39 protein-coding genes are annotated in these 20,708 nt (G+C 67.4%); 31 read left to right on the forward strand and 8 right to left on the reverse strand.

Annotation, left to right across the window (positions count from 1 at the left end):
• Nucleotides 1–2 precede the first annotated feature (2 nt).
• The 6 genes from DEJ17_RS06250 to DEJ17_RS06275 all read right to left on the reverse strand — a co-directional run bounded on the left by DEJ17_RS06250 (nucleotide 3) and on the right by DEJ17_RS06275 (nucleotide 4,421).
• Nucleotides 3–1,394: a cell wall metabolism sensor histidine kinase WalK gene (locus tag DEJ17_RS06250; protein ID WP_110892578.1), complete on the reverse strand. Its 1,392-nt coding sequence runs from the start codon at nucleotides 1,392–1,394 to the stop codon at nucleotides 3–5.
• The gene (locus DEJ17_RS06255; RefSeq protein WP_110865386.1) at nucleotides 1,387–2,064 is read right to left on the reverse strand and encodes a response regulator transcription factor; all 678 of its coding nucleotides are present in this window, start codon (nucleotides 2,062–2,064) and stop codon (nucleotides 1,387–1,389) included. Before DEJ17_RS06255 ends, DEJ17_RS06250 begins: the two co-directional genes overlap by 8 nt.
• 160 nt (nucleotides 2,065–2,224) lie before the next feature.
• Nucleotides 2,225–2,437 (reverse strand): SCO4848 family membrane protein, encoded by a 213-nt coding sequence (locus DEJ17_RS06260; protein ID WP_110892579.1) that lies wholly within the window; start codon nucleotides 2,435–2,437, stop codon nucleotides 2,225–2,227.
• A gap of 123 nt (nucleotides 2,438–2,560) precedes the next feature.
• The gene (locus DEJ17_RS06265; protein ID WP_110892580.1) at nucleotides 2,561–3,526 is read right to left on the reverse strand and encodes a hypothetical protein; all 966 of its coding nucleotides are present in this window, start codon (nucleotides 3,524–3,526) and stop codon (nucleotides 2,561–2,563) included.
• On the reverse strand, nucleotides 3,523–3,984 hold the full coding sequence (locus tag DEJ17_RS06270; protein WP_110892581.1) for an ImmA/IrrE family metallo-endopeptidase: 462 nt from the start codon (nucleotides 3,982–3,984) through the stop codon (nucleotides 3,523–3,525). Before DEJ17_RS06270 ends, DEJ17_RS06265 begins: the two co-directional genes overlap by 4 nt.
• Nucleotides 3,981–4,421 (reverse strand): hypothetical protein, encoded by a 441-nt coding sequence (locus DEJ17_RS06275; protein WP_110892582.1) that lies wholly within the window; start codon nucleotides 4,419–4,421, stop codon nucleotides 3,981–3,983. The genes DEJ17_RS06270 and DEJ17_RS06275 overlap by 4 nt, the downstream gene beginning before the upstream one ends.
• Nucleotides 4,422–4,522: 101 nt before the next feature.
• Here DEJ17_RS06275 and DEJ17_RS06280 point away from each other — a divergent pair, with 101 nt between their 5' ends.
• From DEJ17_RS06280 to DEJ17_RS06310, 8 genes are all read left to right on the forward strand, one after another.
• A complete protein-coding gene (locus DEJ17_RS06280) occupies nucleotides 4,523–5,173 on the forward strand; it encodes a YigZ family protein (RefSeq protein WP_375342559.1) in 651 nt (216 codons plus the stop codon).
• A gap of 400 nt (nucleotides 5,174–5,573) precedes the next feature.
• The gene (locus DEJ17_RS06285; RefSeq protein WP_146239643.1) at nucleotides 5,574–5,927 is read left to right on the forward strand and encodes a helix-turn-helix transcriptional regulator; all 354 of its coding nucleotides are present in this window, start codon (nucleotides 5,574–5,576) and stop codon (nucleotides 5,925–5,927) included.
• A gap of 163 nt (nucleotides 5,928–6,090) precedes the next feature.
• Nucleotides 6,091–6,234, forward strand: coding sequence for a hypothetical protein (locus tag DEJ17_RS17705; protein ID WP_181421072.1), 144 nt, complete (start codon nucleotides 6,091–6,093; stop codon nucleotides 6,232–6,234).
• Nucleotides 6,231–6,617, forward strand: a complete 387-nt coding sequence (locus tag DEJ17_RS17530) for a hypothetical protein (RefSeq protein ID WP_146239644.1) — start codon at nucleotides 6,231–6,233, stop codon at nucleotides 6,615–6,617. Before DEJ17_RS17705 ends, DEJ17_RS17530 begins: the two co-directional genes overlap by 4 nt.
• Entirely contained in the window at nucleotides 6,610–7,083 is a 474-nt protein-coding gene (locus tag DEJ17_RS06295; protein WP_110892586.1) for a hypothetical protein, read from the forward strand. Before DEJ17_RS17530 ends, DEJ17_RS06295 begins: the two co-directional genes overlap by 8 nt.
• A gap of 44 nt (nucleotides 7,084–7,127) precedes the next feature.
• Entirely contained in the window at nucleotides 7,128–8,399 is a 1,272-nt protein-coding gene (locus DEJ17_RS06300; protein WP_181421073.1) for a tyrosine-type recombinase/integrase, read from the forward strand.
• Nucleotides 8,396–8,764 (forward strand): hypothetical protein, encoded by a 369-nt coding sequence (locus DEJ17_RS06305; protein ID WP_110892588.1) that lies wholly within the window; start codon nucleotides 8,396–8,398, stop codon nucleotides 8,762–8,764. Before DEJ17_RS06300 ends, DEJ17_RS06305 begins: the two co-directional genes overlap by 4 nt.
• On the forward strand, nucleotides 8,761–8,955 hold the full coding sequence (locus DEJ17_RS06310; protein ID WP_110892589.1) for a hypothetical protein: 195 nt from the start codon (nucleotides 8,761–8,763) through the stop codon (nucleotides 8,953–8,955). The genes DEJ17_RS06305 and DEJ17_RS06310 overlap by 4 nt, the downstream gene beginning before the upstream one ends.
• Before the next feature lie 127 nt (nucleotides 8,956–9,082).
• Here DEJ17_RS06310 and DEJ17_RS06315 read toward each other — a convergent pair whose 3' ends face one another.
• Both DEJ17_RS06315 and DEJ17_RS06320 read right to left on the reverse strand, forming a co-directional pair.
• Nucleotides 9,083–9,448, reverse strand: coding sequence for an ImmA/IrrE family metallo-endopeptidase (locus DEJ17_RS06315; RefSeq protein ID WP_110892590.1), 366 nt, complete (start codon nucleotides 9,446–9,448; stop codon nucleotides 9,083–9,085).
• Between the two features lie 18 nt (nucleotides 9,449–9,466).
• The gene (locus tag DEJ17_RS06320) at nucleotides 9,467–9,847 is read right to left on the reverse strand and encodes a helix-turn-helix domain-containing protein (protein WP_181421074.1); all 381 of its coding nucleotides are present in this window, start codon (nucleotides 9,845–9,847) and stop codon (nucleotides 9,467–9,469) included.
• A gap of 91 nt (nucleotides 9,848–9,938) precedes the next feature.
• Here DEJ17_RS06320 and DEJ17_RS17710 point away from each other — a divergent pair, with 91 nt between their 5' ends.
• The 23 genes from DEJ17_RS17710 to DEJ17_RS06415 all read left to right on the forward strand — a co-directional run bounded on the left by DEJ17_RS17710 (nucleotide 9,939) and on the right by DEJ17_RS06415 (nucleotide 20,440).
• Nucleotides 9,939–10,160: a hypothetical protein gene (locus DEJ17_RS17710; protein ID WP_181421075.1), complete on the forward strand. Its 222-nt coding sequence runs from the start codon at nucleotides 9,939–9,941 to the stop codon at nucleotides 10,158–10,160.
• Nucleotides 10,157–10,447 carry a helix-turn-helix domain-containing protein gene (locus tag DEJ17_RS06325; RefSeq protein WP_110892592.1) on the forward strand — a complete coding sequence of 97 codons (291 nt, stop codon included), beginning with the start codon at nucleotides 10,157–10,159 and terminating at the stop codon, nucleotides 10,445–10,447. Before DEJ17_RS17710 ends, DEJ17_RS06325 begins: the two co-directional genes overlap by 4 nt.
• Nucleotides 10,448–10,550: 103 nt before the next feature.
• Complete coding sequence (locus DEJ17_RS17715; protein ID WP_181421076.1) at nucleotides 10,551–10,724, forward strand: hypothetical protein; 174 nt, start codon at nucleotides 10,551–10,553, stop codon at nucleotides 10,722–10,724.
• Between the two features lie 8 nt (nucleotides 10,725–10,732).
• Nucleotides 10,733–10,900: a hypothetical protein gene (locus DEJ17_RS17720; protein ID WP_181421077.1), complete on the forward strand. Its 168-nt coding sequence runs from the start codon at nucleotides 10,733–10,735 to the stop codon at nucleotides 10,898–10,900.
• Nucleotides 10,897–11,193 carry a hypothetical protein gene (locus DEJ17_RS06330; RefSeq protein WP_146239645.1) on the forward strand — a complete coding sequence of 99 codons (297 nt, stop codon included), beginning with the start codon at nucleotides 10,897–10,899 and terminating at the stop codon, nucleotides 11,191–11,193. Before DEJ17_RS17720 ends, DEJ17_RS06330 begins: the two co-directional genes overlap by 4 nt.
• The gene (locus DEJ17_RS06335; RefSeq protein ID WP_110892594.1) at nucleotides 11,190–11,456 is read left to right on the forward strand and encodes a hypothetical protein; all 267 of its coding nucleotides are present in this window, start codon (nucleotides 11,190–11,192) and stop codon (nucleotides 11,454–11,456) included. The genes DEJ17_RS06330 and DEJ17_RS06335 overlap by 4 nt, the downstream gene beginning before the upstream one ends.
• A 27-nt stretch (nucleotides 11,457–11,483) precedes the next feature.
• Entirely contained in the window at nucleotides 11,484–11,813 is a 330-nt protein-coding gene (locus DEJ17_RS06340) for a hypothetical protein (protein WP_110892595.1), read from the forward strand.
• Nucleotides 11,810–12,013: a hypothetical protein gene (locus tag DEJ17_RS06345; RefSeq protein WP_110892596.1), complete on the forward strand. Its 204-nt coding sequence runs from the start codon at nucleotides 11,810–11,812 to the stop codon at nucleotides 12,011–12,013. The genes DEJ17_RS06340 and DEJ17_RS06345 overlap by 4 nt, the downstream gene beginning before the upstream one ends.
• 103 nt (nucleotides 12,014–12,116) lie before the next feature.
• Nucleotides 12,117–12,956 (forward strand): PD-(D/E)XK nuclease-like domain-containing protein, encoded by an 840-nt coding sequence (locus tag DEJ17_RS06350; protein ID WP_110892597.1) that lies wholly within the window; start codon nucleotides 12,117–12,119, stop codon nucleotides 12,954–12,956.
• Entirely contained in the window at nucleotides 12,953–13,300 is a 348-nt protein-coding gene (locus DEJ17_RS06355; RefSeq protein WP_110892598.1) for a ribosomal protein L7/L12, read from the forward strand. Before DEJ17_RS06350 ends, DEJ17_RS06355 begins: the two co-directional genes overlap by 4 nt.
• Nucleotides 13,297–14,214 (forward strand): AAA family ATPase, encoded by a 918-nt coding sequence (locus tag DEJ17_RS06360; protein WP_110892599.1) that lies wholly within the window; start codon nucleotides 13,297–13,299, stop codon nucleotides 14,212–14,214. The genes DEJ17_RS06355 and DEJ17_RS06360 overlap by 4 nt, the downstream gene beginning before the upstream one ends.
• Nucleotides 14,215–14,295: 81 nt before the next feature.
• Complete coding sequence (locus tag DEJ17_RS06365) at nucleotides 14,296–14,694, forward strand: RusA family crossover junction endodeoxyribonuclease (protein WP_181421078.1); 399 nt, start codon at nucleotides 14,296–14,298, stop codon at nucleotides 14,692–14,694.
• Nucleotides 14,691–15,032: a hypothetical protein gene (locus DEJ17_RS06370; RefSeq protein WP_110892601.1), complete on the forward strand. Its 342-nt coding sequence runs from the start codon at nucleotides 14,691–14,693 to the stop codon at nucleotides 15,030–15,032. Before DEJ17_RS06365 ends, DEJ17_RS06370 begins: the two co-directional genes overlap by 4 nt.
• A complete protein-coding gene (locus tag DEJ17_RS17725) occupies nucleotides 15,029–15,205 on the forward strand; it encodes a hypothetical protein (protein WP_181421079.1) in 177 nt (58 codons plus the stop codon). Before DEJ17_RS06370 ends, DEJ17_RS17725 begins: the two co-directional genes overlap by 4 nt.
• A 391-nt stretch (nucleotides 15,206–15,596) precedes the next feature.
• Nucleotides 15,597–15,767, forward strand: coding sequence for a hypothetical protein (locus DEJ17_RS17730; RefSeq protein WP_181421080.1), 171 nt, complete (start codon nucleotides 15,597–15,599; stop codon nucleotides 15,765–15,767).
• Entirely contained in the window at nucleotides 15,757–16,668 is a 912-nt protein-coding gene (locus DEJ17_RS06380; RefSeq protein ID WP_146239646.1) for a hypothetical protein, read from the forward strand. Before DEJ17_RS17730 ends, DEJ17_RS06380 begins: the two co-directional genes overlap by 11 nt.
• On the forward strand, nucleotides 16,652–17,893 hold the full coding sequence (locus DEJ17_RS06385; protein ID WP_110892604.1) for a DnaB-like helicase C-terminal domain-containing protein: 1,242 nt from the start codon (nucleotides 16,652–16,654) through the stop codon (nucleotides 17,891–17,893). The genes DEJ17_RS06380 and DEJ17_RS06385 overlap by 17 nt, the downstream gene beginning before the upstream one ends.
• Before the next feature lie 34 nt (nucleotides 17,894–17,927).
• Complete coding sequence (locus DEJ17_RS06390; protein WP_110892605.1) at nucleotides 17,928–18,212, forward strand: glutaredoxin domain-containing protein; 285 nt, start codon at nucleotides 17,928–17,930, stop codon at nucleotides 18,210–18,212.
• Nucleotides 18,209–18,637 carry a single-stranded DNA-binding protein gene (locus DEJ17_RS06395; protein ID WP_110892606.1) on the forward strand — a complete coding sequence of 143 codons (429 nt, stop codon included), beginning with the start codon at nucleotides 18,209–18,211 and terminating at the stop codon, nucleotides 18,635–18,637. Before DEJ17_RS06390 ends, DEJ17_RS06395 begins: the two co-directional genes overlap by 4 nt.
• A 5-nt stretch (nucleotides 18,638–18,642) precedes the next feature.
• Nucleotides 18,643–18,852 (forward strand): hypothetical protein, encoded by a 210-nt coding sequence (locus tag DEJ17_RS06400; RefSeq protein WP_146239647.1) that lies wholly within the window; start codon nucleotides 18,643–18,645, stop codon nucleotides 18,850–18,852.
• Nucleotides 18,849–19,520 carry a hypothetical protein gene (locus tag DEJ17_RS06405; RefSeq protein WP_146239648.1) on the forward strand — a complete coding sequence of 224 codons (672 nt, stop codon included), beginning with the start codon at nucleotides 18,849–18,851 and terminating at the stop codon, nucleotides 19,518–19,520. Before DEJ17_RS06400 ends, DEJ17_RS06405 begins: the two co-directional genes overlap by 4 nt.
• Before the next feature lie 495 nt (nucleotides 19,521–20,015).
• Complete coding sequence (locus DEJ17_RS06410) at nucleotides 20,016–20,222, forward strand: hypothetical protein (protein ID WP_110892609.1); 207 nt, start codon at nucleotides 20,016–20,018, stop codon at nucleotides 20,220–20,222.
• On the forward strand, nucleotides 20,219–20,440 hold the full coding sequence (locus DEJ17_RS06415; protein ID WP_110892610.1) for a hypothetical protein: 222 nt from the start codon (nucleotides 20,219–20,221) through the stop codon (nucleotides 20,438–20,440). Before DEJ17_RS06410 ends, DEJ17_RS06415 begins: the two co-directional genes overlap by 4 nt.
• Nucleotides 20,441–20,708 lie beyond the last annotated feature (268 nt).

Below are 20,708 nucleotides of genomic sequence, written 5' to 3' on the forward strand. Positions count from 1 at the left end.
GTTCAGCCGCCGAGTGCGATGCGGACGACGAAGCGCGCGCCGCCGAGCGGGGACGTGACCACGGTCGTGTCGCCGCCGTGAGCCCGCACGGCGTCGCGGACGATGGCGAGGCCGAGCCCCGCGCCGCCGGCGTCCCGGCTGCGGGCCTCGTCGAGGCGGACGAACCGCTCGAAGACGCGGGCCCGCTCGTCCTCGGGGACGCCGGCGCCGTCGTCGTCCACCGTGAGCACCGCGGACCCGTCGTGCTCGGTGAGCGAGACGGCGACGCGTGCGCTCGCGTGCCGGACGGCGTTGTCGACGAGGTTCCGGACCACCCCGGTCAGCACCCGCTCGTCGCCGAGGACCCGCGCCGCAGAGATCGCCGAGCCGTCCACCCGGACCGCTGGCAGGTCGACGTCCGACGGCGGCGTGGCGGCAGCACGTGCCCGTGCGCGGGCCACGGCATCGAGTGCCAGGTCGTCGAGATCGACGGGGCGACGGGTCCGGATCCCGCCCTCGTCGAGGCGGGAGAGCTCGAGCAGCCCGGTGACCAGGTCCTGCAGGCGCACCGCCTCGGACCGGACGACGTCGGCGAGGTCGGCCACCTCGGTCCGCTCCGGGTGCGCGACGGCGACCTCGGCGTGCTGCCGGATCGACGCGATCGGCGACCGGAGTTCGTGGGAGGCGTCGGACACGAAGCGCCGCTGGCTCTCGGCGGACCGTTCGAGGCGGTCGAGCATGGCGTTCATGGTGCTGGCGAGCCGGGCGACCTCGTCGCCGGTGTCCGGTACCTCGACACGGGCGTCCGGACGGGCCGCACGGATCGTCTCGACCTCGGTGCGCATGCGCTCGACGGGTCGCAGCGACCGCCCGGTGACGGCCCACGTGACCGCGACCAGCAGCAGCACCAGCACGGGCACGCCGACGGCGAGGAGCACGACGGCGGTGCGGACCGCGGTGTCGGCCTGGTCGAGCGTGGCGCCGTAGACGAGCGCCGCCTCGCCGCCGCCGGGCAGGTCGACGTCGTCCGCGACGAGCAGCCAGCGTTCGCCGTCGTGGGTCCACCGGGACTCGTCTGCGGCGGGCAGGGCAGCGCCGTCGGCGTCCTCGCCGTGCGCCAGGACCGCCCCGCCGTCGCCGACGACCTGGACCAGGACGTCCTCGTAGCCGGTCACCGCGGCCACGCCGTCCGCCTCCACCCGGGAGGACACCTGCTCGAGGCCGGCCTCGGCCGAGGTGCGCACGCCGTCGAGCAGCACGAGCCGCAGCACGACGACGAAGGCGACGGCACCGACGACCAGGGCCGCGAGGACCACGGCCCCGGCGCCGAGGGTGGTGCGGGCCCGGACCGACCGGGGACGCCGTGAGCGGGTCGGCGCGGTGGTCCCCGAGCGGGGGCTCGGTCGCTCAGCCACCGTCCGCCGCCAAGCGGTACCCGGCGCCACGGACCGTCTCGATCGCGGCACGCCCGAACGGCCGGTCGAGCTTCCGGCGGAGGTGTCCGACGTACACCTCGACGATGTTCGGGTCGCCCTCGAAGTCGACGTCCCAGACGTTCTCGATGACGTCGCGCTTCGACCGGACCTGTCCCGGGTGCCGTGCGAGGTACTCGAGCACGGCGAACTCGCGGCTGGTCAGCTCGACCGGGGTCTCCCCGCGGGCCACGGTGCGCGCCGCAGGATCGACCACCAGGTCGCCGAGCGTCAGCACCGTGGGGCGCTCACGGGCACCGCGGCGGACGAGCGCCCGGAGCCGTGCGACGAGCACCGGGTGCGAGAACGGCTTCGTGACGTAGTCATCGGCACCCGCGTCGAGTGCCTCGACCTGGTCCCACTCGCCGTCCTTGGCGGTCAGCATGAGCACGGGTGTCCAGTCGCCGTCGGCGCGGAGCTGCGCGCACACGGCCCAGCCGCTCAGGCCGGGCATCATCAGGTCGAGCACGATCGCGTCGTAGCGGAACTCGCGCGCGTGCCACAGCCCGTCCACGCCGTCGTTCGCGACGTCGACCGCCCACCCCTCGGCCTCGAGGCCGCGGCGCACGCCGTCGGCGAGCCGGACCTCGTCGTCGACCACCAGCACACGCATGGGGTCGATCCTGCCGTGCCCCGCTGAAGCAGGGCTGAAGCGGCCGGCGATCGCGGCTCGCGATGGTGACCGGGGGGCGGACGGGAGGCCCGTGGCGGCGCCGCCACGGGCCTCCGGTCCGGCGGTGGTCCGGACCAGAGCCGCGCCTGGGCGGGACAGCTCAGACCAGCAGCAGGATCCCTGCGATCACGGAGGCGACGGCGATCGCGAGCGCGATCAGCAGGAGCACGAGGTGCACCGTGTAGAACGTCGTCGGCTTGCCGGCGGCGTCGCGGGCACGGGTGTCCTTCGCCACACGCTGGAAGAAGCGCGGCCAGGTGACGACGTTGAAGACGGCACCGAGGAACAGGACGACTGCGGCGAAGACGAGCACGGGACGATCCTAGTGAACGCCGGGCTCGACGATGCTGGTACGGCATTGCCGGGCGGGTGGTGCTCGGCCGCCCCCAACGCGGCCGAGTCCCGACCCGGCAGGCCACAGGATCTGTAGCACCTGCTACAGACTGTACACGGCGTGTTCGACAGCGTCGAGGGACTCGGCGGTCTCGAGCGCGGCCTCGGCGTCGGCGAGGGCGGCACGCTCCGTGTCGGTCAGCGACGACCGTGTGCCTCGGACCCCGTCGTTGATCTCGACGATGCGGCGGCTGAGCCGGGTCGCGGGGTCGTCGGTCGGCGGGTAGGCGTTGTCCACCCCGATCCGGTCGTGCAGCGGTGCCAGACGACGCAGCGCGTCCTCCACCCGGCGGACCCGGCGTCGACGGGAGATCCGGTGCCCGACGACGAGCAGGAGCATGCCGGACGCCACACAGAGCACCGCGCCGGGCGTGGCGACGTCGTAGGGCAGCGAGAGCGCGTGCGTGACGTCCAGGTCGCCGGTGACGTGGGCGACGTCCATCACGACGACCACGACCATGCGGACGACCCCGAGCGCCCCACCGAGGACCAGCACCCACAGCCCCACCAGGTCCGTGGTCGTCCGGGCCTCGCGCAGTCGGAGCACGCAGATGAACCCCGTCGCGCCGAGGGCCACACCGAGGTAGACGGTCTGCGCGGTCGAGTAGACGGTGGCCGCCGGGTGCGAGCCGGCGTCCAGCATGAAGGTCGTCGTGGTCGCGGGCTTGTCGAGCACGGCGAACGCGACGACGACCACCACGACCACCACCACGAAGGACAACACGACCGCGTTCCGGAGCCAGGGCCGCGCCGCGCCGACCGCCTTGGCCACGCCCCACAGCAGCGTGCTCGTGCCGGCCACCATGAGGCAGTCGCTGATGACGGTCACGACGTTGTACCCGCCGAGCAGTGGGTCGAGCCACCGGTACAGCGGATCGACGTTCGTGACGATGGTGGCGGCGAACAGCAGGAACGTGAACGCCAGGGTGCGGTCCTGTCCGCGTTGCAGGACGAACAGCACGATCGTCCCGACGATGAGCAGCATCGCCTGGACGACGGCGATGATCACCCGAAGACCCCGCGGAAGGCGCTCGGGCGGCCGCGGTGCTGGCGGATCACGGCGGCCAGGCGGTCGGCGAAGACCTCGGCCTCGTGCTCGTACCCGTTCGAGAACATCCCCCGGGCCAGCGCTCGCTCGACCTTGTACTCGGGCAGGTCCGGGATGACGTCGCGGATGTAGGCGCTCTGCGCGGCGTGCTCCTGGTGCCGGTGCAGGACGTGCCCGAGCTCGTGCCCGATGACGAACGACCGGAACGTCGGCGAGGCCGTCGGCGAGATCATCACGAGGTGCGCGTGCTCGAGCGTGGCCACGAAACCGCACACGGGCTCGGCGGCCAGGAACGACTCCTCGCGCACGACGATCGGCTTGCCGACGACGTCAGCGGCGGCGGCGACGGCCTGGTCGACGTCCGACCACTCCTCGACGGCGCCACGAGCCCAGAACGACTCGACGAGGGCGTCGGTCATGCGACGCTCCCCCGCTGCGATTCCTCCTCGAGCACCTCGGCGATGCGCCGCAGCGCATCGGGTGAGAGTTCACCGGGGAACGTCCGGGCCGCGAAGCCGCTCACGCGGGCGGAGCGCAGGGAGCGGACGAGGGCGAGCTGGGCACCGATCCGTTCCGGTACCTCGCTGTCCTCGAGCAGGAAGCGTTCGTCGACCTCGAAGTACCCGGCCAGCAGGCGCAGGAGCTCGCTGTCGCGGTTGCGGCGGCCGTCGCCGGAGAGCATGTACGTCCACTTCGCCCGCGACAGCGACCCGCCGTGGGCCGCGACGTACTCCTCGATCGAGGAGAACGGCACCGGGGCGCCACGCTGCGATTCCTCGAAGTCGAGGAGCAGGTTGAGGCGGCGCGCGAGCTCGGCGGCGTCGAGCGCCCCGCCCTTCAGATCACCCGTGTCCATCTCGGACTCCTCCCCAGCCGTGTCCGCGCGACCTGTGGGTCCGGCGCGTGGACGCCATGGTAGCGCGGGCGCCCGACACCCGCGCCGCTACCCTCGTGGGCATGCCCCGCCGCTTCCCCGCCACCGTCGCGGCACCGGTCGAGCACGAGATCGTCATCACGAAGTCGCGGTTCATCACGACCGTGGCGCCCGTCTCGGGTGTCGAGGACGCGGACCGCGTGACCGCCGAGGTCCGGCGGCGGTACTGGGACGCCCGGCACAACTGCACGGCCATGGTCACCGGGGTGCTCGGGGACCAGGCCCGTTCCTCGGACGACGGCGAGCCCTCCGGCACCGCGGGCGTCCCGATGCTCGAGGTCCTGCGACGCCGCGACCTGACCGACGTCGTCGCGGTCGTCACGCGGTACTTCGGTGGGGTGAAGCTCGGGGCCGGCGGACTGGTCCGTGCCTACTCGACCTCGGTGTCCGAGGCGCTCGACACGGCGGTCCTCGTCCGTCGCGAGGCCCTGACGCAAGTGCGCTTCGACGTCGACCACGCCGACGCCGGACGGCTCGACAACGTGCTGCGCGACTGGGTCCGGCACCACCACGCGACGCTCGGCCCGACCGAGTACGGGCAGGCGGCCACCTTCGAGGTATGGGTCCCCCACGAGGCGCTCGGGGCGCTGACCGCCGACCTCGCCGCCGCATCGGCCGGCTCGCTCGAACCCGTCATCGGTGACGAGCGGATCGTCGACGTCCCCGCGGACTGATTTCCACGCTGCGAGGCACCTCGGGCGTGTCTCCGCGTCGGCGCGGGAACGTCGCCGGAACGCACGAACGCCCCGACTCGATGAGCCGGGGCGTTCGTCCTGCGGTGCACCCCCTCGGACTTGAACCGAGAACCCACTGATTAAGAGTCAGTTGGAAGATGTCCATTCGGACGTTGCGCACGTCCATTCGGACGTGTACCGTGTCCAATGTGACCGCTCGAACCCGTACGGACACGCACCGATGGATACACGAGGCGGATGCACCCCAAATACGCCCGCAGGAGACCGCAGCGGCACGAAACTGCCGCCAGCACCCCAGCGCACACGCCGCGTCTTCACCCGAAGCTGACGCGTCGAACCACCAGAAAGAGAACGACTTGCACCACCACAGGAGGACCACATGCCAGTGCGCAGCCGAGCAGCTGTTGATGCCCGAGAGGTCCCGAACAACGGGAACGTCCGTGTTCCGCGCCACCAAGGCCAACGCAAGGACGACTGGCGTCTCGGACGTATGGTCCTCGACCGCCGCACCAAGCTCGGCTGGTCTCAGACCGAACTGGCTCAACGCGTAATCGACAACGGGATGCCTTGCACCCTCAATGTCGTCTCGGCCGTCGAGAACGGCAAGCGGTCCGTGACGGTCTACGAAGCCGCACACCTCGCTTTCGCTCTCGGCTACCCGCTGGAAGCCATCCTCGACGGCATCCAGCTCGGTGGGCAGGAACGCGGAATGCGAATTGCAGAACGGGGCTGACCCGCGCTCACGGATCAGCCCCGCCCCCACCAGTGAAGTAAGCACCGAAGGGAACAGAAGTGGACAGTACCCCCAACCACCGACGTAGGAGACCCACCTGCCGCATCTGGGTAGCACACGACAGGAGGACAGCAGTGGGCCACGGCCCGAGAAGGAGGACGACGTGAGCGCACCGACAGCGTGGCTCGTCAAGAAGAACGGGTACGTGCACTCGTACTGGACGACCGAACAGGCTGCCCGCGATCAGGCTCGGCAGATCAACACCGAGTACCAGACCGACGACTACTACGCCGAGGAGTACCAGTGACCGAGCAGCAGTACCGCGTCATCGCGGACCGAGACAAGGGCGACGAGGTAAGCGCGTTAGACACCCGCGCAGGCGACCGGGTCACGTACGGCGAAAACAACCGACGGATTGTTCCGGTCCGAATCGAGCGCCCGGTGCCGACCACCGACGAGCCGATGGACGTGTTCCAGGCCGAGGCGCAGCGTGCTCGTGCCGTCCAGTCCTCCCTGCACCCGCCGACGCGCGAGCAGATCAACTCAGCGGTGGGTTCGGTGCTGTTCAACGCGTCGAACTACCCGCGCCCTGCCGTGCCGCACATCCTCGGTGCCGACATCGGCCCTCTCCGCAACAAGGTCACCGACGCCGTCCTCGCCCTGATCCAGAACGGAGCCGACCGTGGCTGAGCCGTCCGTGCAGGTGCCAACCCGTGAGCAGATTGCGAACAGGCTCATCGAGCGACTGCGGAACAGCGGCGAGTGGCCCGTCAACGAGGTGTGGCAGCGATGGCAGAACCTGTTCACGGAGTACGACCGCGACATTGCTCTGTTCTCGCAGCCGACCCCGACCGCCGAGCCCGGCCTGACCGCGCGCCTCGCGGAGTTGCATCGGCCTGTCAACGGGCACCGCCCGCACTGCCTGTCGAACCAGCCGGGCGACGGTGCGTGCAACTGTGACATGGTCGCCCCGCCGAGCGTTGCCGACATGGTGCCGGGTACGACGTTCACTGCGGAGTTGACGAGGTATCCCGGTCGGCCGCTCCGGTTCACGCGAGACCACGGACCGTACGTGATCGTAGAGGACTTCAACTACGTGTACGCGGAAGTCGACCAGTCCACGATCCGCGACGTGCAGCCACCCAAGGAGACCTGATGGGTGCGATTCAGCGTGGTGCTGGTGAGGGTGCCTTATTCCGTGTGCCGAAGGACACGTCGCTGCCGTTGAAGTACTGGCAGGCCGTCATCGAACTGCCGTCATCGTCGGGGAAGCGGCGCCGGAAGTTCGTCCGCAACAAGAACAAGGCGACCGTGGTCGCGGAGTTGAAGCGGCTGCAGAAAGACCTCGCGGACATCGGTGACATGCCGACCGCGTCGCAGACGTTGGAGTCGTGGATCCGGTTCTGGTTCGCGCACATCCACTCGAAGAAGATCGCCCCGAAGACGATTGCGTCGTACCGGACCAGCATTGAGCAGTACATCGTGCCGGCGGTCGGGAAGACCCGACTCGACAAGCTCACCCCGCAGCACGTGCGGAAGGTAGAGGAAGCGATCCGCGACAAGGGGCTGGGCGGGTCGACGGCGCAGCAGGCGCACGCGGTCCTCCGCCTCGCCCTCCGCGACGCCGTCCGGGAAGGACGTGTCTCCCGGAACGTCGCCACGCTCGTGGACCAGCCGAAGAAGAAGAAGGTGGAGCTCCCCCGCCTCGACGTGAACGGCGGCATCCGGGTCCTCGAGGCCGTCGCCCACGAACGTCTCGGCTCACGTGTTGCGACCGCGCTCCTCGCTGGGGCCCGGCAGGGGGAGGTGCTCGGCATCGAACTGGACCGTGTCACCGATGAGCTGGACCTGTCGTGGCAGTTGAAGCGGTTCTCGTGGTCGCATGGCTGTAACCCGTCGAAGCCGTGGGAACCGCACTGTGGGGCGAAGCGTGGTGCGGAATGCCCGGAACGGCACCTGAACGCCCCCGAGGATCGGGAGTACCGGCACCTGACTGGTGGGTTGTGGTTGTCGCGGCCGAAGTCGGAGTCGGGGTGGCGGATCATCCCCCTCGTCGACCCGCTGCGGTCCATCATCGAACGGCGGGTGGAAGCAGCCCGGTTGGAACCGAACCCTCACGGACTGTTGTGGACGTCGGAACCGAAACGCGCGCCGGGCGGTGTTGAGCTCGACGGTTCCCCGATCGACCCGTCCACCGACAACGCGTACTGGCATGACGTCCTGAACCGTGCTGGCGTGCAGGATGCGCAGCTCCGCACTGCGCGGAACACGACGGTGGATCTGCTGTACGCGGCGGGGGTGGATGAGATGACGATCATCGACATCGTCGGCCACTCGACCGTGGCGATGGCGCGCCACTACCGGTCCCGGCAGAACCGTGACGTCCTCCGGGACGCACTGCAGCGGGCGTACCTGCCGTTGACGAGACCGGACCGTACGATCGAAGCCAAGGACGAAGGAGAAGCAGCATGACGACGCCAGCACCGCTCCGCTTGGACGGTGGAAGCCTGCTCAGCAAGTGGGGGTTCTCCGACGGAGACCTGATGATTGACTGGGCGTGGGACAACCTGCCCGCTGACGACGCCGAACGCGTCTCAGAGCAGCATCATGACCTGCTCATCGGTCTGGTCCAAGAGCGGCTCGTCCCTGAGCTCACTGAATGGGACGTGGAAGTCGCGGTGATGGAGACTCTCCACAACCCCATCCGAGCACGCCGGATCGATGGTGCAGAGGTGGACTGGCGCGACCCTGAGTTCTCACACCCGCTCGAGAACATCGAGGTCGTGGTCTCAGCGGAACACGTCTTGCAGAAGGTTCGGCAAGGAGAAGCAGCATGAGCGAGGCAGACCTGTACGCGTTGGCCTGGGTGGCCGTGCTGACGCTCAACATCGGAGTGGCGGGGTGGATCCTGGCCGACGCTGGACTGGACCCGGCGCGCATCCCCATCGTCGGACCGATCTTCGAACGGACCTGGAACGCGCTGACCCGCGCGATGCGCAAGCTTCTCCACATCAAGGACCACTCATGACTGACGGACCGATCGAACACACGTGCACTGACCCCACGGGCGAAGCAGACGAGACGCACGTTCTGCAGGGTAAGACGATTCCCTGCTGGTGCCCCGTCGGTCACGACCACACCCACGACGAGTACCGCTAGGCGGCGCGTCCCTGCCTGGTGTTGAACCAGACCCGCCACAGTCGTCCTGACACGCCCAACTCCGCAGCGATCCGAGCTGGGTCCTGCGTCCACCTGCACAGCTCGAGCGCCTGGTCCTCATCGATCAGGCGCTCAGCTGCGTACCGGTCCGCCTGCACCTCATGCTTCGGACGATCATCAGGATGACCAAGCGCCGCGTGTGCGATTCCGTGGGCGAGCGCTGACCGGTCGTGGACGGCGCGGAGGCGGTCCTTCACGACGATGATGTTGTGGTCGGGTAGCCACATCTCGTGCGCTGTTCGCAGCGGCCGGTGCAGGACGGTGATGCCGAGCTCTGCTGCGTGTTGGTACGGGTCGTACAAGGTCCCCCCAGTCGGTGGTTAGTCGAACTGTTCCGGCTCATCCATCTCAGGGTCGACGGTGGCCGCATGGTCCAGCTGCTCGATCTCTTCGACGGTCATGTCTTCGACGCGCTTCCGGGGCTGCAGCTGGGTCACATTGTCCGGGGCAGCCTCTGACATTCGCTCAGCACGGCTCATCGCGGCGCGGAGGAGAGCGTCGGGTTGTTCACCGATCGCTTGCGCGATCAGGGTGAGCTGGGTGGTGTCCATCTCTCGCTTGCCGGCGAACAGTCGCTGGATGGTGGTGAGCGACAGACCGGTCAGTTCGGCGACGCGGGCTTGGGAGAAGCCCTCGCGCCGTGAAGCGCCTCGGACTTCGTCCGCGAGGGCGCGCTGGAGGTGGGCGACAGCTTTCGACATACGTCCACCGTAGGGCAAAAAACGTCCACTTGGCGCGGTTTTGTGTCCGCGGGGGCTTGCACACGTCCGAACGGACACATAGGCTGTCCGTATGGACGCACAAGCCATCACCGCCAGGACCGCGAAGCGCGTTAGCTCTGCGATCACTCAGGCCGGTGTCACCCCCGCGACTGTCGCTGAAGCCACCGACATGGACCACGCGGACCTCGACGACTCCCTCCACGCCAGGAGGCCGTTCAAGGTTCTCGAACTCGTCCGTGTCGGTGGCTTCCTGCATGTCGCCCCCGACACTCTCATCGGAGCTGCAGCATGACTCTCCAGGACCACCCAACCGATGCGTTCGGCGCGCACATCGCCGAGCTCGTCGCGCAGCACATCACGCCGGCAATCAACAAGGTCATCGCGTTGATCGACGACGGGAAGCTGTCGTACTCGGTGCGAAGGCTCGCTGAGATCACCGACATCAGCAAGACCGAGCTGTACAACGCCATCAACCGTGGCGACCTCACCCCGTCGTACCCGACGAAGCACGCAGTCATCCTCCGTGACGAGGCGGTCCGTTGGCTGCTGACGCTCCCGAACGAGGAGCCGCAGTCGTGAACCGTCGGGAACGGTTCGAGAACCGCATCATCGGCGCCTTCCTCACCCTCGTCGGCTTGGTGCTCGCCATCGCAGCCGTCGGCCTCGCTTGCGGGGGTGCGCTGTGAAGACCGCTGCCGTCCTCTTGTACCTGTCGTTCGCCGCCGCACTGTTCGCGTCCGGTGTCAGCGCCACGTCGATGCTGTGGCCGGTCCTCGTGTGGGCTGTCGTGGTCCTGTTCGTCGCCGCCATCCTCCGAGTCCACGCCGTCGTGAATCGTCCGGGGGTGAACCGATGAGCCCCACCATGACCGGCTTCACCGGCCCCACGGACCTGTCCTCAGTTGACCCGCGACCCGAGTTCGTTCTCACCCATGCGGAGAAGCAGGCCGCACGCCGGCTCGTTCTCAGCACGTGCCCCGGCGATCCTGCCGATGTCCTCGGCGCCCTCTTCGGGGAAGAGGTGCACGCATGACCGACATCCAGCAGGCCCGCGACGTGCTCGCGAAGTGGCGCGATGCCTATCCTTTTATGAACCATGAAGAGGTGGCGGATGCGCTCCGCGCCGGAGAGGTCGAAAAGGGCTACCGCAACGGCTGGTACTCCGAGGACCGCCTGATCGTCGGTACCGCGGGCAACCCGGAACTGCTCGACGCGATCGACGGGTTGCTCGAAGCGGCAGAGCGCTACACGCCGGGCACGTTCCGAGTCCGAGCCGAGCGCATCGCCGCCGCGATCATCGCCGCCGACGAACGGATGAGCGCATGAGCCGCCCGTCCCGCACCGAGCTCTTGGCCCGTGCACTGCAAAAGCGAGACGCCGCACAGTACGGCCCCGTCATCAACGGTGTCCAACACCCCACATGGGACGAGATCGGCGACATGGGCCGCGACGAGTACCTGGCCGACGCCAAGTACACGGTCGCCGCTCTCGCCGTCATCGACCGCGCGCAATACGAGTACGACGCCGAAGCCGACGCGAAAGCAGAATCCCGCGCGGCCGAACACGATCACGTTTCCACCTGCGACTAGGTCGCACCCATCCCAGGGAGACACACCATGACCACCATCACGAGAAGGCCCCAGACGGCCGAAGAGCACACCGCCGAAGCACGACGCCTCCTCGGCCTCGTTCGCCGCGAAGCTCTCGAAGGCGAAGCCTGGCAGGAGTACAGCGCCAACTACGCATGTGACCCGCAGGCCGTCGCCGCAGTCGCATCCGCGCACATCGCCCTCGCGCAGCTGGAAGCACAGCGCACCGCGAACCGGATCGCCGCGTACAACGGCGACCTGCTGAAGAACCCCCACCCCGTCGGCACGCACGAACACGACGTCTGGTGGGCGAAGACCGCCGGCGACCTCACCGAACAGCTCGGGGTGCAGCGATGAGCGCCGCCGAACGCCTCTCCATGCGGATCTTCCTCGACACCGGCCCGGTCCTCGAGTTCACCTGCACCGAGTTCACGACGACGACGTCTCGTGCCACTGGAGAGCTCACTGGCTACCAGGTGGAAGGCGCGACCGGCAGCGTCCCGAAGTGGGTCGCGATCGAACACATCATCGCCATCACACGTGAGGTGTCCGCATGATCCCCGTCGGCTGGAACGGCAGCGACCCCGCCGAGTGGGCTGTCCTCCCCGGCCCCATCACCCGGTGGCTCCTCATCCGCCGCCTCCGGAAGGAGCTCCGCGCATGGTGAACCAGATCCTGCTGGACCTCGAAGAGTCCGCCTACCACTCCCGGCCCGAGCTGTCCTCCACCCAAGCACGGAAGCTCCTCGACTCTCCCGCCCGCTACAAGTGGGACCGCGACCACCCGCAACCGCCGAAGAAAGAGTTCGACCTCGGCACCGCCGTCCACTCCAAGGTCCTCGGCACCGGTGCTCCGACCGTCGCGATCCCCGAAGACCTCCTCGCGTCGAACGGCGCCGCATCCACCAAGGCTGCGAAGGAGTGGATCGAGGAACAACGAACCGCCGGCCGCACCCCGGTGAAGGCGGCGGTCGCGCAGCAGGTCGATGACATGACCGAATCGGTCCTCGCACACCCGATCGCCCGAGCCCTGTTCGAGCAGCCGGGCAACGCGGAAGCGTCCGTCTTCGCCACCGACCCGGAGACCGGTGTCGCCATGAGGGCCCGTTTCGACTTCCTTCCCGACTTCACCGCACCGTCCCCCACCGCCGTCGACCTGAAGTCATCCGCGAAGGGCGCATCCCCCGAGGACTTCGCCCGCACAGTCGCGAACTTCGGCTACCACGTCCAGGAGTGGTGGTACCTGCACCAGTACGGACTCGTCACCGGTGACTTCACCCTCCCGATGAAGTTCGTCGTCGCGGAAGTCGAACCGCCGTACCTCGTCGGCGTGTACTCCCTCGCCCCCGAGTTCGCGGAGATCGCCGCAGCGAAGGGCAGGCGCGCACTCGAGACGTACGCCGCCTGCGTCGCCTCTGACGAGTTCCCCGGCTACCCCATCAACCCCGACCCGCTGCAGCCGCCCACGTGGCTGATGTTCCAAGAAGGAGCCATCGCATGACCGCCAAGAAGCTCTACACCCCAGCTGAAGTGATCGAAGCCCGAGGACGAATCATCGACCTGACCACGGATGTGCTCATCGCCAAGGGGTACATCAACATCGCTGCGGTGCTGGCAGATGGAACTACCTACGAGGTCTGGCTCGACAGCGTGAACGAAAAGAAGATCCAGTCGATCAAGGCAATCCGGAGCGTCACCAGCATGGGGCTTGGGGAAGCTAAGGCAGTTGCTGACACGGCCCCGAGCATCGTTCTCCGCGGCATCGACCAGAACCGGGCTCGTGACGCAATCCGTGTCCTGCGTGAGCATGGGGCGTCGGTCTCGCTCCGACGGGTGGACGCATGACGCTCGCAACCAGGAAGCCCACCGGTAAGCCATCATGGCCGTTGCTCCTCGCCGCCGGCGGGGAAGGCGCAGGGAAGTCGTTCCTAGCCGCCCAGGCATCCGCATCCGAGCTCGTCGGACGCACCCTCTGGGTCGGACACGGTGAGCAAGATCCAGACGAGTACGCGCTCATCCCCGGCGCCGACTTCGACATCGTCGAGTACGACGGAACCATCACCGGCCTGCGGAAGATCATCCACGAAGCCGCAGCCGAACCGAAGGGCGACAAGCCGACCCTGATCGTTGTCGACTCCGGCACGAAGGTGTGGGAAACGATCAGCGAGAACGCGCAGGTCGACGCGAACCAGCGCGCAGCACGCAAGGGCAACCGGGGCGGTGACGCCACGATCGGGGTCGACATCTGGAACAAGCACAAGACCCACTGGCGGGACATCATCGACACCCTCCGCCTCCACGACGGACCCGTCATCATCACCGCCCGGTACGAGGAAGTCGCCGAGATCGTCAAGGGCAAGCCCACCGGCGACAAGGTGTGGAAGGTGAAGGCCGAGAAGGGCCTCCCCTACGACGTTGACGCCGTCGTGCACATGCCCGTCCGCGGCCAGTACACCCTCTCGAAGGTGCGTTCAGTCCGTCTGCAGCTCAACGAGCCGAAGGACTGGCCGAACTTCACGATGGACGCGTTCTGGCGGGCCCTCGGCCTCGCCGACGTCGAGACAGGCCGATCCGCCTACGCCACCCCCGTCGTGGAGGAGACGCAGGAACCCGACGAGTCCGGCCGCGACTGGCTCGCCGAGCTCAACGACGCGCAGGGAAACAAGGACGCGATCGCAGCCCTCGGCGCTGCAGCGAAAGCCGCACACGCGTCCGACAACGTCCTCACCGTCATCCGCTCCGCGTACCGCGACGCTTGACCTGAACCGGGGCGGCAGATGCGCCAACATCCGCCGCCCCTCCACCCTCGCAACCCCTCCATCCCAGGAAGAGAGACCAGCGTGTTCGACAACTCTGGCACGTACCGGATCCTGAAGCTCACGATCCCCGGCCAACCCATCCCGAAGGGCAGGCCCCGCTTCGGCAGGGGCCGCACCTTCACCGACTCGCGCACCGTGTCCGCGGAATCCGCGATTGCTGCGGAGTTCCACCGCACCTTCGGGGTCCGCCACACCATCGAGACCCCCGTCGCCGGGAAGCTCAACGTCCGTCTGCGGTTCTTCCGCAACGACAACCGACGAGTCGACGCTGACAACCTCGGGAAGCTGTGTCTCGACGCCCTCAACGGCCTCGCCTGGGCTGACGACTCCCAGATCGTCTCGCTCATCATCAGCAAGCACCACGACGCCGACAACCCCCGCACCGAGATCGACGTCTTCACCGCGGGAGGTGCCCGATGAGCGACTTCGACGTCCCAGTCCTCGTCCACATCCCCCGCCAACGCTTCAAGACCCTCAACCGGGAAGCCACCAAGCAGGGCGCCGAAGTGTCGACCCTCATCCGGGCTCTCGTCATCAAGGTGATCCCGGAAGCGCCCGCTGTTGCAACCGTCCAGGTGACCCGCGAGGAACGCGACGCACTCATCCGCCGCCGCAACAGTGAAGGCGCAACCGACGGGGAGATCGCACGCGAACTCGGGCAGTCACGTGGAGCCATCGGAGCGCGCCGCGCACGCATGGGCATCCCCGCCGCACGCGCTGTCGGCGGTCAGCCTCTCGTGAAGGAGACGGACGCATGAGCAGCATCGAACCGGGCACGTGGATGGAGTCGAAGACCACCCCCGGCGCGTACCTCGAGGTCCTCGCTGTCACCGACGACGGGGGCGTCACCGTCCGCTGCGACGGGAAGACCACCAACACGACGAAGCAGTACCTCCGCGCCACGTGGATCCCGATGGGAGACGACTCGTGAGCCGCCGGCCAGCAGGTCTCACCCGCAACGTGCGGGAGACAGTCCTCGAACGTGACCGGTACCAGTGCTTCCGGTGCGGCCGATCGATCCTCACCGGGGCGTACAGCATCCACCACCGCCGCCCGCGGGGCATGGGTGGCACGTCCGCCGTGTCCGCGAACCTCGCCGCGAACGCTGTCACCCTCTGCGGCACAGGGACGGCCGGGTGCCACGGCTGGACCGAAGCGCACCGACGGGACGCGTTCCGGCTCGGGCTGCTCATGCCGCAAGGAACCGACCCCGCAGCAGTCCCGATCCTTCACCACCGTGCCGGCTGGGTGAACCTCGACGAGCTCGGCGGGCAAGCACAAGCCGACAGGTTCGCAGTCGTCGACTGGGAAGCGAGATGGGCATGAACGGCAGGCAGCAGGCCGCGGTCACGCACCTGCACATGGTCGGCCGGGACGTGCACCGGTTCGTGGTCCTCGCACGTGAGCACCGACTCCCCGAAGAGGACATCAAGCAAGCCATCGCAGACGGCGTCGCGATGGCAGAGAAGGAGGTGAGTAACCATGCCACGTGATCGCGCCAACCTGCGAACAGACCTCTGGGGCGATTCGTCATGGAGAGAACTCACCCACGGGGCGCAATGGCTGTACCAGCACATCCTGACGACCCCCACGCTCAACGCGTGTGGTGTGGCCGACTGGCGGACGGTGCGCATCGCAGCGATGAGTTCTGACGTCACACCGGCGCTCGTGGAGGAATGGGCTGTTGAGCTAGAGTCCGCGCACTTCATGGTCGTGGACCGAGAAACGGAAGAAGCGCTCATCCGCTCGTTCTTCCGACACGACGGAATCCTGCTGCAGCCGAACCCGATGAAGGGGGCGATCCGGCAGTTCGCCGGTATCGCATCCGGGCGGCTTCGTGGGGTCATCTCCCACGAGCTGAACCGGCTGCAGCGGGAGAACCCGGACGGTTTCAGCAAGGTCGGCACGGGTGTGAACGTGTGGGAGCTGCCCGGGATGCGGACACTGCTCGGAACCCCTCAGATCAACGTGAAGAAGGCATCCGATTACCCATCGGCCATCCCATCAGATGACCCTTCGGTTAGCCCTTCGGTTGAGGGTAAAGCGAACCCTTCAACGAACCCTTCCGGAAACCCTTCCGACACCTCTACCTCTACCTACTCCTCTAACGAGGAGAGTCCGCGCAAGCGCGGCACCCGGATCCCTGATGACTTCACCGTGAACCAGGACATGGTCGCGTGGGCTCTCGAGCACGCACCTGCAGTCGACGGACGCCGTGCGACGGACATGTTCGTGAACCACTGGCAGGCAGCTTCGGGGCGCACCGCCACAAAGCTCGACTGGGTCAAGGCGTGGAAGAACTGGCTGCTGTCCGACCAGCAGCGCGCCGAGGAGCGCGGATGGAAGCCATCTGAGACGAAAAACCGGAGGACGTTCAATGACGACGACGAATGAGACGGTCGACTTCGCGGAACTCGCAGTGCTCGGCGCTGTGGTCGCGACGGGAGGCCGGGCGCTGGACGACATCGGCCTGCAGGGCACCGACTTCAGCCAGGTCCAGTACGCGCGGGTCTTCGACACGATGCGGACGATGCACGCGAACGGTCAGCACATCGACACGGTGACCCTGCTGCAGGCGCTGCCCAACGATGACGTGTTCCTGCTGACCCTGTCGGACCACACGCCGTTCGCAGCAGCGGTGCAGTCGTACGCGGAGATCGTCGCCGTGCACGGCATGCAGCGTCGGCTGCTGTCCGCCACTGATGCCATCCGCGGCATCGGTCTGGTGGACATGAGCGCGTCGGACATGGCGGACCGTGCGCGGCAGATCATCGACGAGGTCGCCGGCACGGAAGGGTCACGGGTGCGGTTCGTTCGGGACATCCTTCCCGGCGTCATCGCACGGATGAACGAGACGACCACGTTCGTTCCGTCGCCTTGGCCGACACTCGACAAGGCGATCGGCGGGTTCCGTCCCGGCGCCGTGTACGTCGTCGCCGCACGGCCGGGCATGGGGAAGACCGTCATCGCCGCGCAGATCGCCGCTCAACTCGCCGAGCAGGGCATGGTCGCGTTCTCCTCGCTCGAGATGTCCGAAGACGAACTCGTCGCCAGGCTCATCAGCGAACGGCTCGCCATCCACGTGGGGCACATCAAGAACAACAAGATGCGTCCCGACGAGTGGGAGAAGCTCACCGCGAACCGGGCACGCCTCGACGAACTGAACATCGCGATCGACGACCGGTCGAACATCTCCGCAGCCGACGTCCGAGCGCACGCCCGTTCAGTGTCACGGCACGGGAAGCTCGCCGCGGTCGTCGTCGACTACCTGCAGCTGATGACGTCTCGGTCGAAGCAGGACCGGCACCTGCAGGTAGCGGAGTTCTCCCGCCAGTTGAAGATCCTCGCGAAAGACATGCACGTCCCAGTCATCGCCTTGTCGCAGCTGAACCGACAGTCGGAATCCCGCGCCGACAACATCCCGAAGCTGTCCGACCTCCGCGAGTCCGGCGCCATCGAGCAGGACGCAGACGTCGTCATGCTCCTCCGCCGCGAGGGCGGCGACGGTGTCAGCGAAGAGCTCGTCATCGACGTCGCGAAGAACCGCCACGGCACGACCGGTGACGTCCGCCTGTCGTGGGAAGGCACCTTCTCCCGAGCCGTGGAGTGGGCCTCATGACCAACAACCAGAACCCACCCGAAAGGAACCATCCATGACCACTCAGCAGACCGTCCGTGTCTACTCGAAGCCCGCCTGCGTGCAGTGCCGGCTGACCGACAAGTGGCTGACGGACCACAAGGTGCCGTACATCCACGACTCCGCGGAAGACGAAGGGGTGATCGCTGCAGCCCGTGAGCTGGGCATCGCAGCGGCGCCGATCGTCGTCGTGCAGACCCCCGACCCGACCAGCCCGTCCGGCTTCGGAGATGAGGTGTGGGGCGGCTTTCAGCCGGCCCTCCTCGCGAAGCACATCAACACCGAGGAGTTCGCAGCATGAGCAAGGCAACGATGACCGTTGAGGGTTGGGCTGTTGAGCCCCGCCAGAACCAGACCCAGACCGGGAAGAAGGTCCTGTCGATCCGGGTGGCGCACTCCTGGTCGAAGAAGCTCGAGACCGGCGGGTACGAGAACGTCGGCCAGGTGACGTGGGCGGAAGCGACGTTCTGGGACCAGGACGCCGAGTACTACGCCCGCCGGGTGCAGAAGGGCACGTACGTGACCATCACCGGCGACCCGGAGGTGCAGCTGTACGAGGGCAAGAACGGGGCCGGCGCGACGGTGGTCCTCCGGAACCCGAGCATCGGGATCGACGACCGCCGGTCGAAGACGGGTCAGCAGGGGGGGCAGCAGCAGAGCTCGCAGCAGTCGAACGACGTCTGGTCCGCCCCGTCCGACGGCTACAACGACGAAACGCCGTTCTGATGCAGGTGACCATCGAGATCAAGGTCGACATCCCAGACGAGGTTGCGCACATGGAAGACGACGGATTCGGGCAGCCGAGCCGTCGCATCGCGAGGAAGGTCATGGCGTTCCTGAGGACCGACCCCCGCTACTTCAGCGTGACCAACGGCTCAGTAGTCGACGTGGCCATCCCCGAGATCATGTCTCGCGGCTTGCACTACGGAGACACCAAGTGACTGATCTCCTCGATGTGGTGGACGTCCTCACGAAGCCGTCTACCGAGCACATCACGCAGACAGCGGATGACGGCACGTACGTCGGCATCCACTCCGTGCAGCACCCCAGCCTGCTGGATCAGCTGTACGCGTCGATCACCCCGTCCGCAGGCAACGACGGCGGGTCGAAGTCCGTCGCCGCACGGGAACGGAACATGGTGAAGTCCGAAGCGTTGGCCGAGTGGCAACGCATCTCTGCGGCGGTCCGAGGCTGGTGTGACGTCCTCGGCGGGGCGTGGGTGAAGGACGACGTGTCCGGTTCCCTCCGAAGGTGGTACGTGGCGTTCAACGGCCGCAACAACGACCCCGACGTCATCACCTGGTACCACGACGAACTCCGCCGGTGGGTGCGGAGCATCCGCAGCCAACTCGAACCACCGAAACGGCTCGAGATCCGCACCCGATGCCCCGTCTGCCTGTCCGAGTTCTGGACCGACCAGCAGGGCGAGACCTTCAGGTGGCCGATCATCGTCGAGTACCGCAAGGTCGACGACCAACCCATCAGGCCCAGGGCAACCTGCAGGGCCTGCCCGGAGATCATCGGATCCGCGACGGAGTGGGTCGGGTTCGAAGCGGTCGCGGAACTCGGCGACGAGATCATCGAGAAAGCCGAACAGCTCACCCCGTAGAAACTGGACGACACGCGGGCAGAACCATGCCCTGAAACACGTCCGAACGGACATGTTTTGTGGCATAATTGCAAGTACGTCGGACCAGTGTGTCCAGAGAAGCCCCGATGGTCACCGGTCGGGGCTTCTCCCATGATCGCTCCTGGGATGGGGCTGTCGGAGCCACTTCGGGTTGGCTCCGACGATGGTGGTAGTCCACCCGCGGGGACACATCCGCGACAACAAGACGCCTACGGATCCGGGCTGTGACCGACGGCGCGGCGAGCGTCGTTGAGCGGACTACACATCGTGCCCATTCGTGGGCGCGCGCCTTTGCCGGTCGGTCAGCCGGCTCCTTCCGCACTCGCCACTAACACTTCCTCGTCACCCGCAGATCAATGATCGCCATCGCGCTGCGTCGAGTCACGAGGACCCCTTAGGCCGAGACCCCCGAGGCAACCCGCGCTGGCATGCGGAACCCGGACGGGTCGGCCAACCACCACCGAGGAGGCGAACGTGCCTGAGCCCATCAAGGAGACCGTCTTCACCGTCGCTCGCGGCGGGAAGGCGATCAGCTCGTACGTCGTCGACCAGGCCGAAGCGGTCAACGAACTCCACCGCATCGAGTCGAACATGCGGGCCGCGATGCTTGAACCCGACGTGACCCTCGCCACGGTGGTCAAGACCACCACGTACGGCGACCCGGAACCGGTGAAGGCGTGACCGCGGGCGACCTCAGCCTCGGCGAGTACCGGTCCGCGAAGCTCAACCTCCTCGCCGGCATCGAGAAACAGCTGACCCTCATCGCCCAGAACACCGCCCACGCGGACGTGCACCTCAGCGAAGAGGAAGTCGCCAACGCCTGGGAAGCACGCGGCCTCCGCATGTACGGCGACGAAGTTGTGGAAACCATCCGCGACCTCGGCATCACCGTCGACTGACGGGGTACGGATCTACTCGGATCCAGCCGCTGACACCAAACCAACGCTCCGAAATGGGGTACATCGTGAGTATGGGACGTCGACAGCGCAAGACCGGCGCCGAATGGGACGCGTACAGCCGCTGGGGACGCAAGTACCTCTGCTACCTCCAACGAGCAGGCGCACGGTCCAGCATCAAGCGGATGACCCGCCGCCGCGAACGACACGAAGCACGCCATGCGATCCGCGAGTCAGCCACCTGACGACATCAGCAGCCACCGGGTGCGCA

Origin of the sequence: Curtobacterium sp. MCSS17_011 (assembly GCF_003224275.1) — a bacterium.
In the GTDB taxonomy this organism is placed as follows: domain Bacteria; phylum Actinomycetota; class Actinomycetes; order Actinomycetales; family Microbacteriaceae; genus Curtobacterium.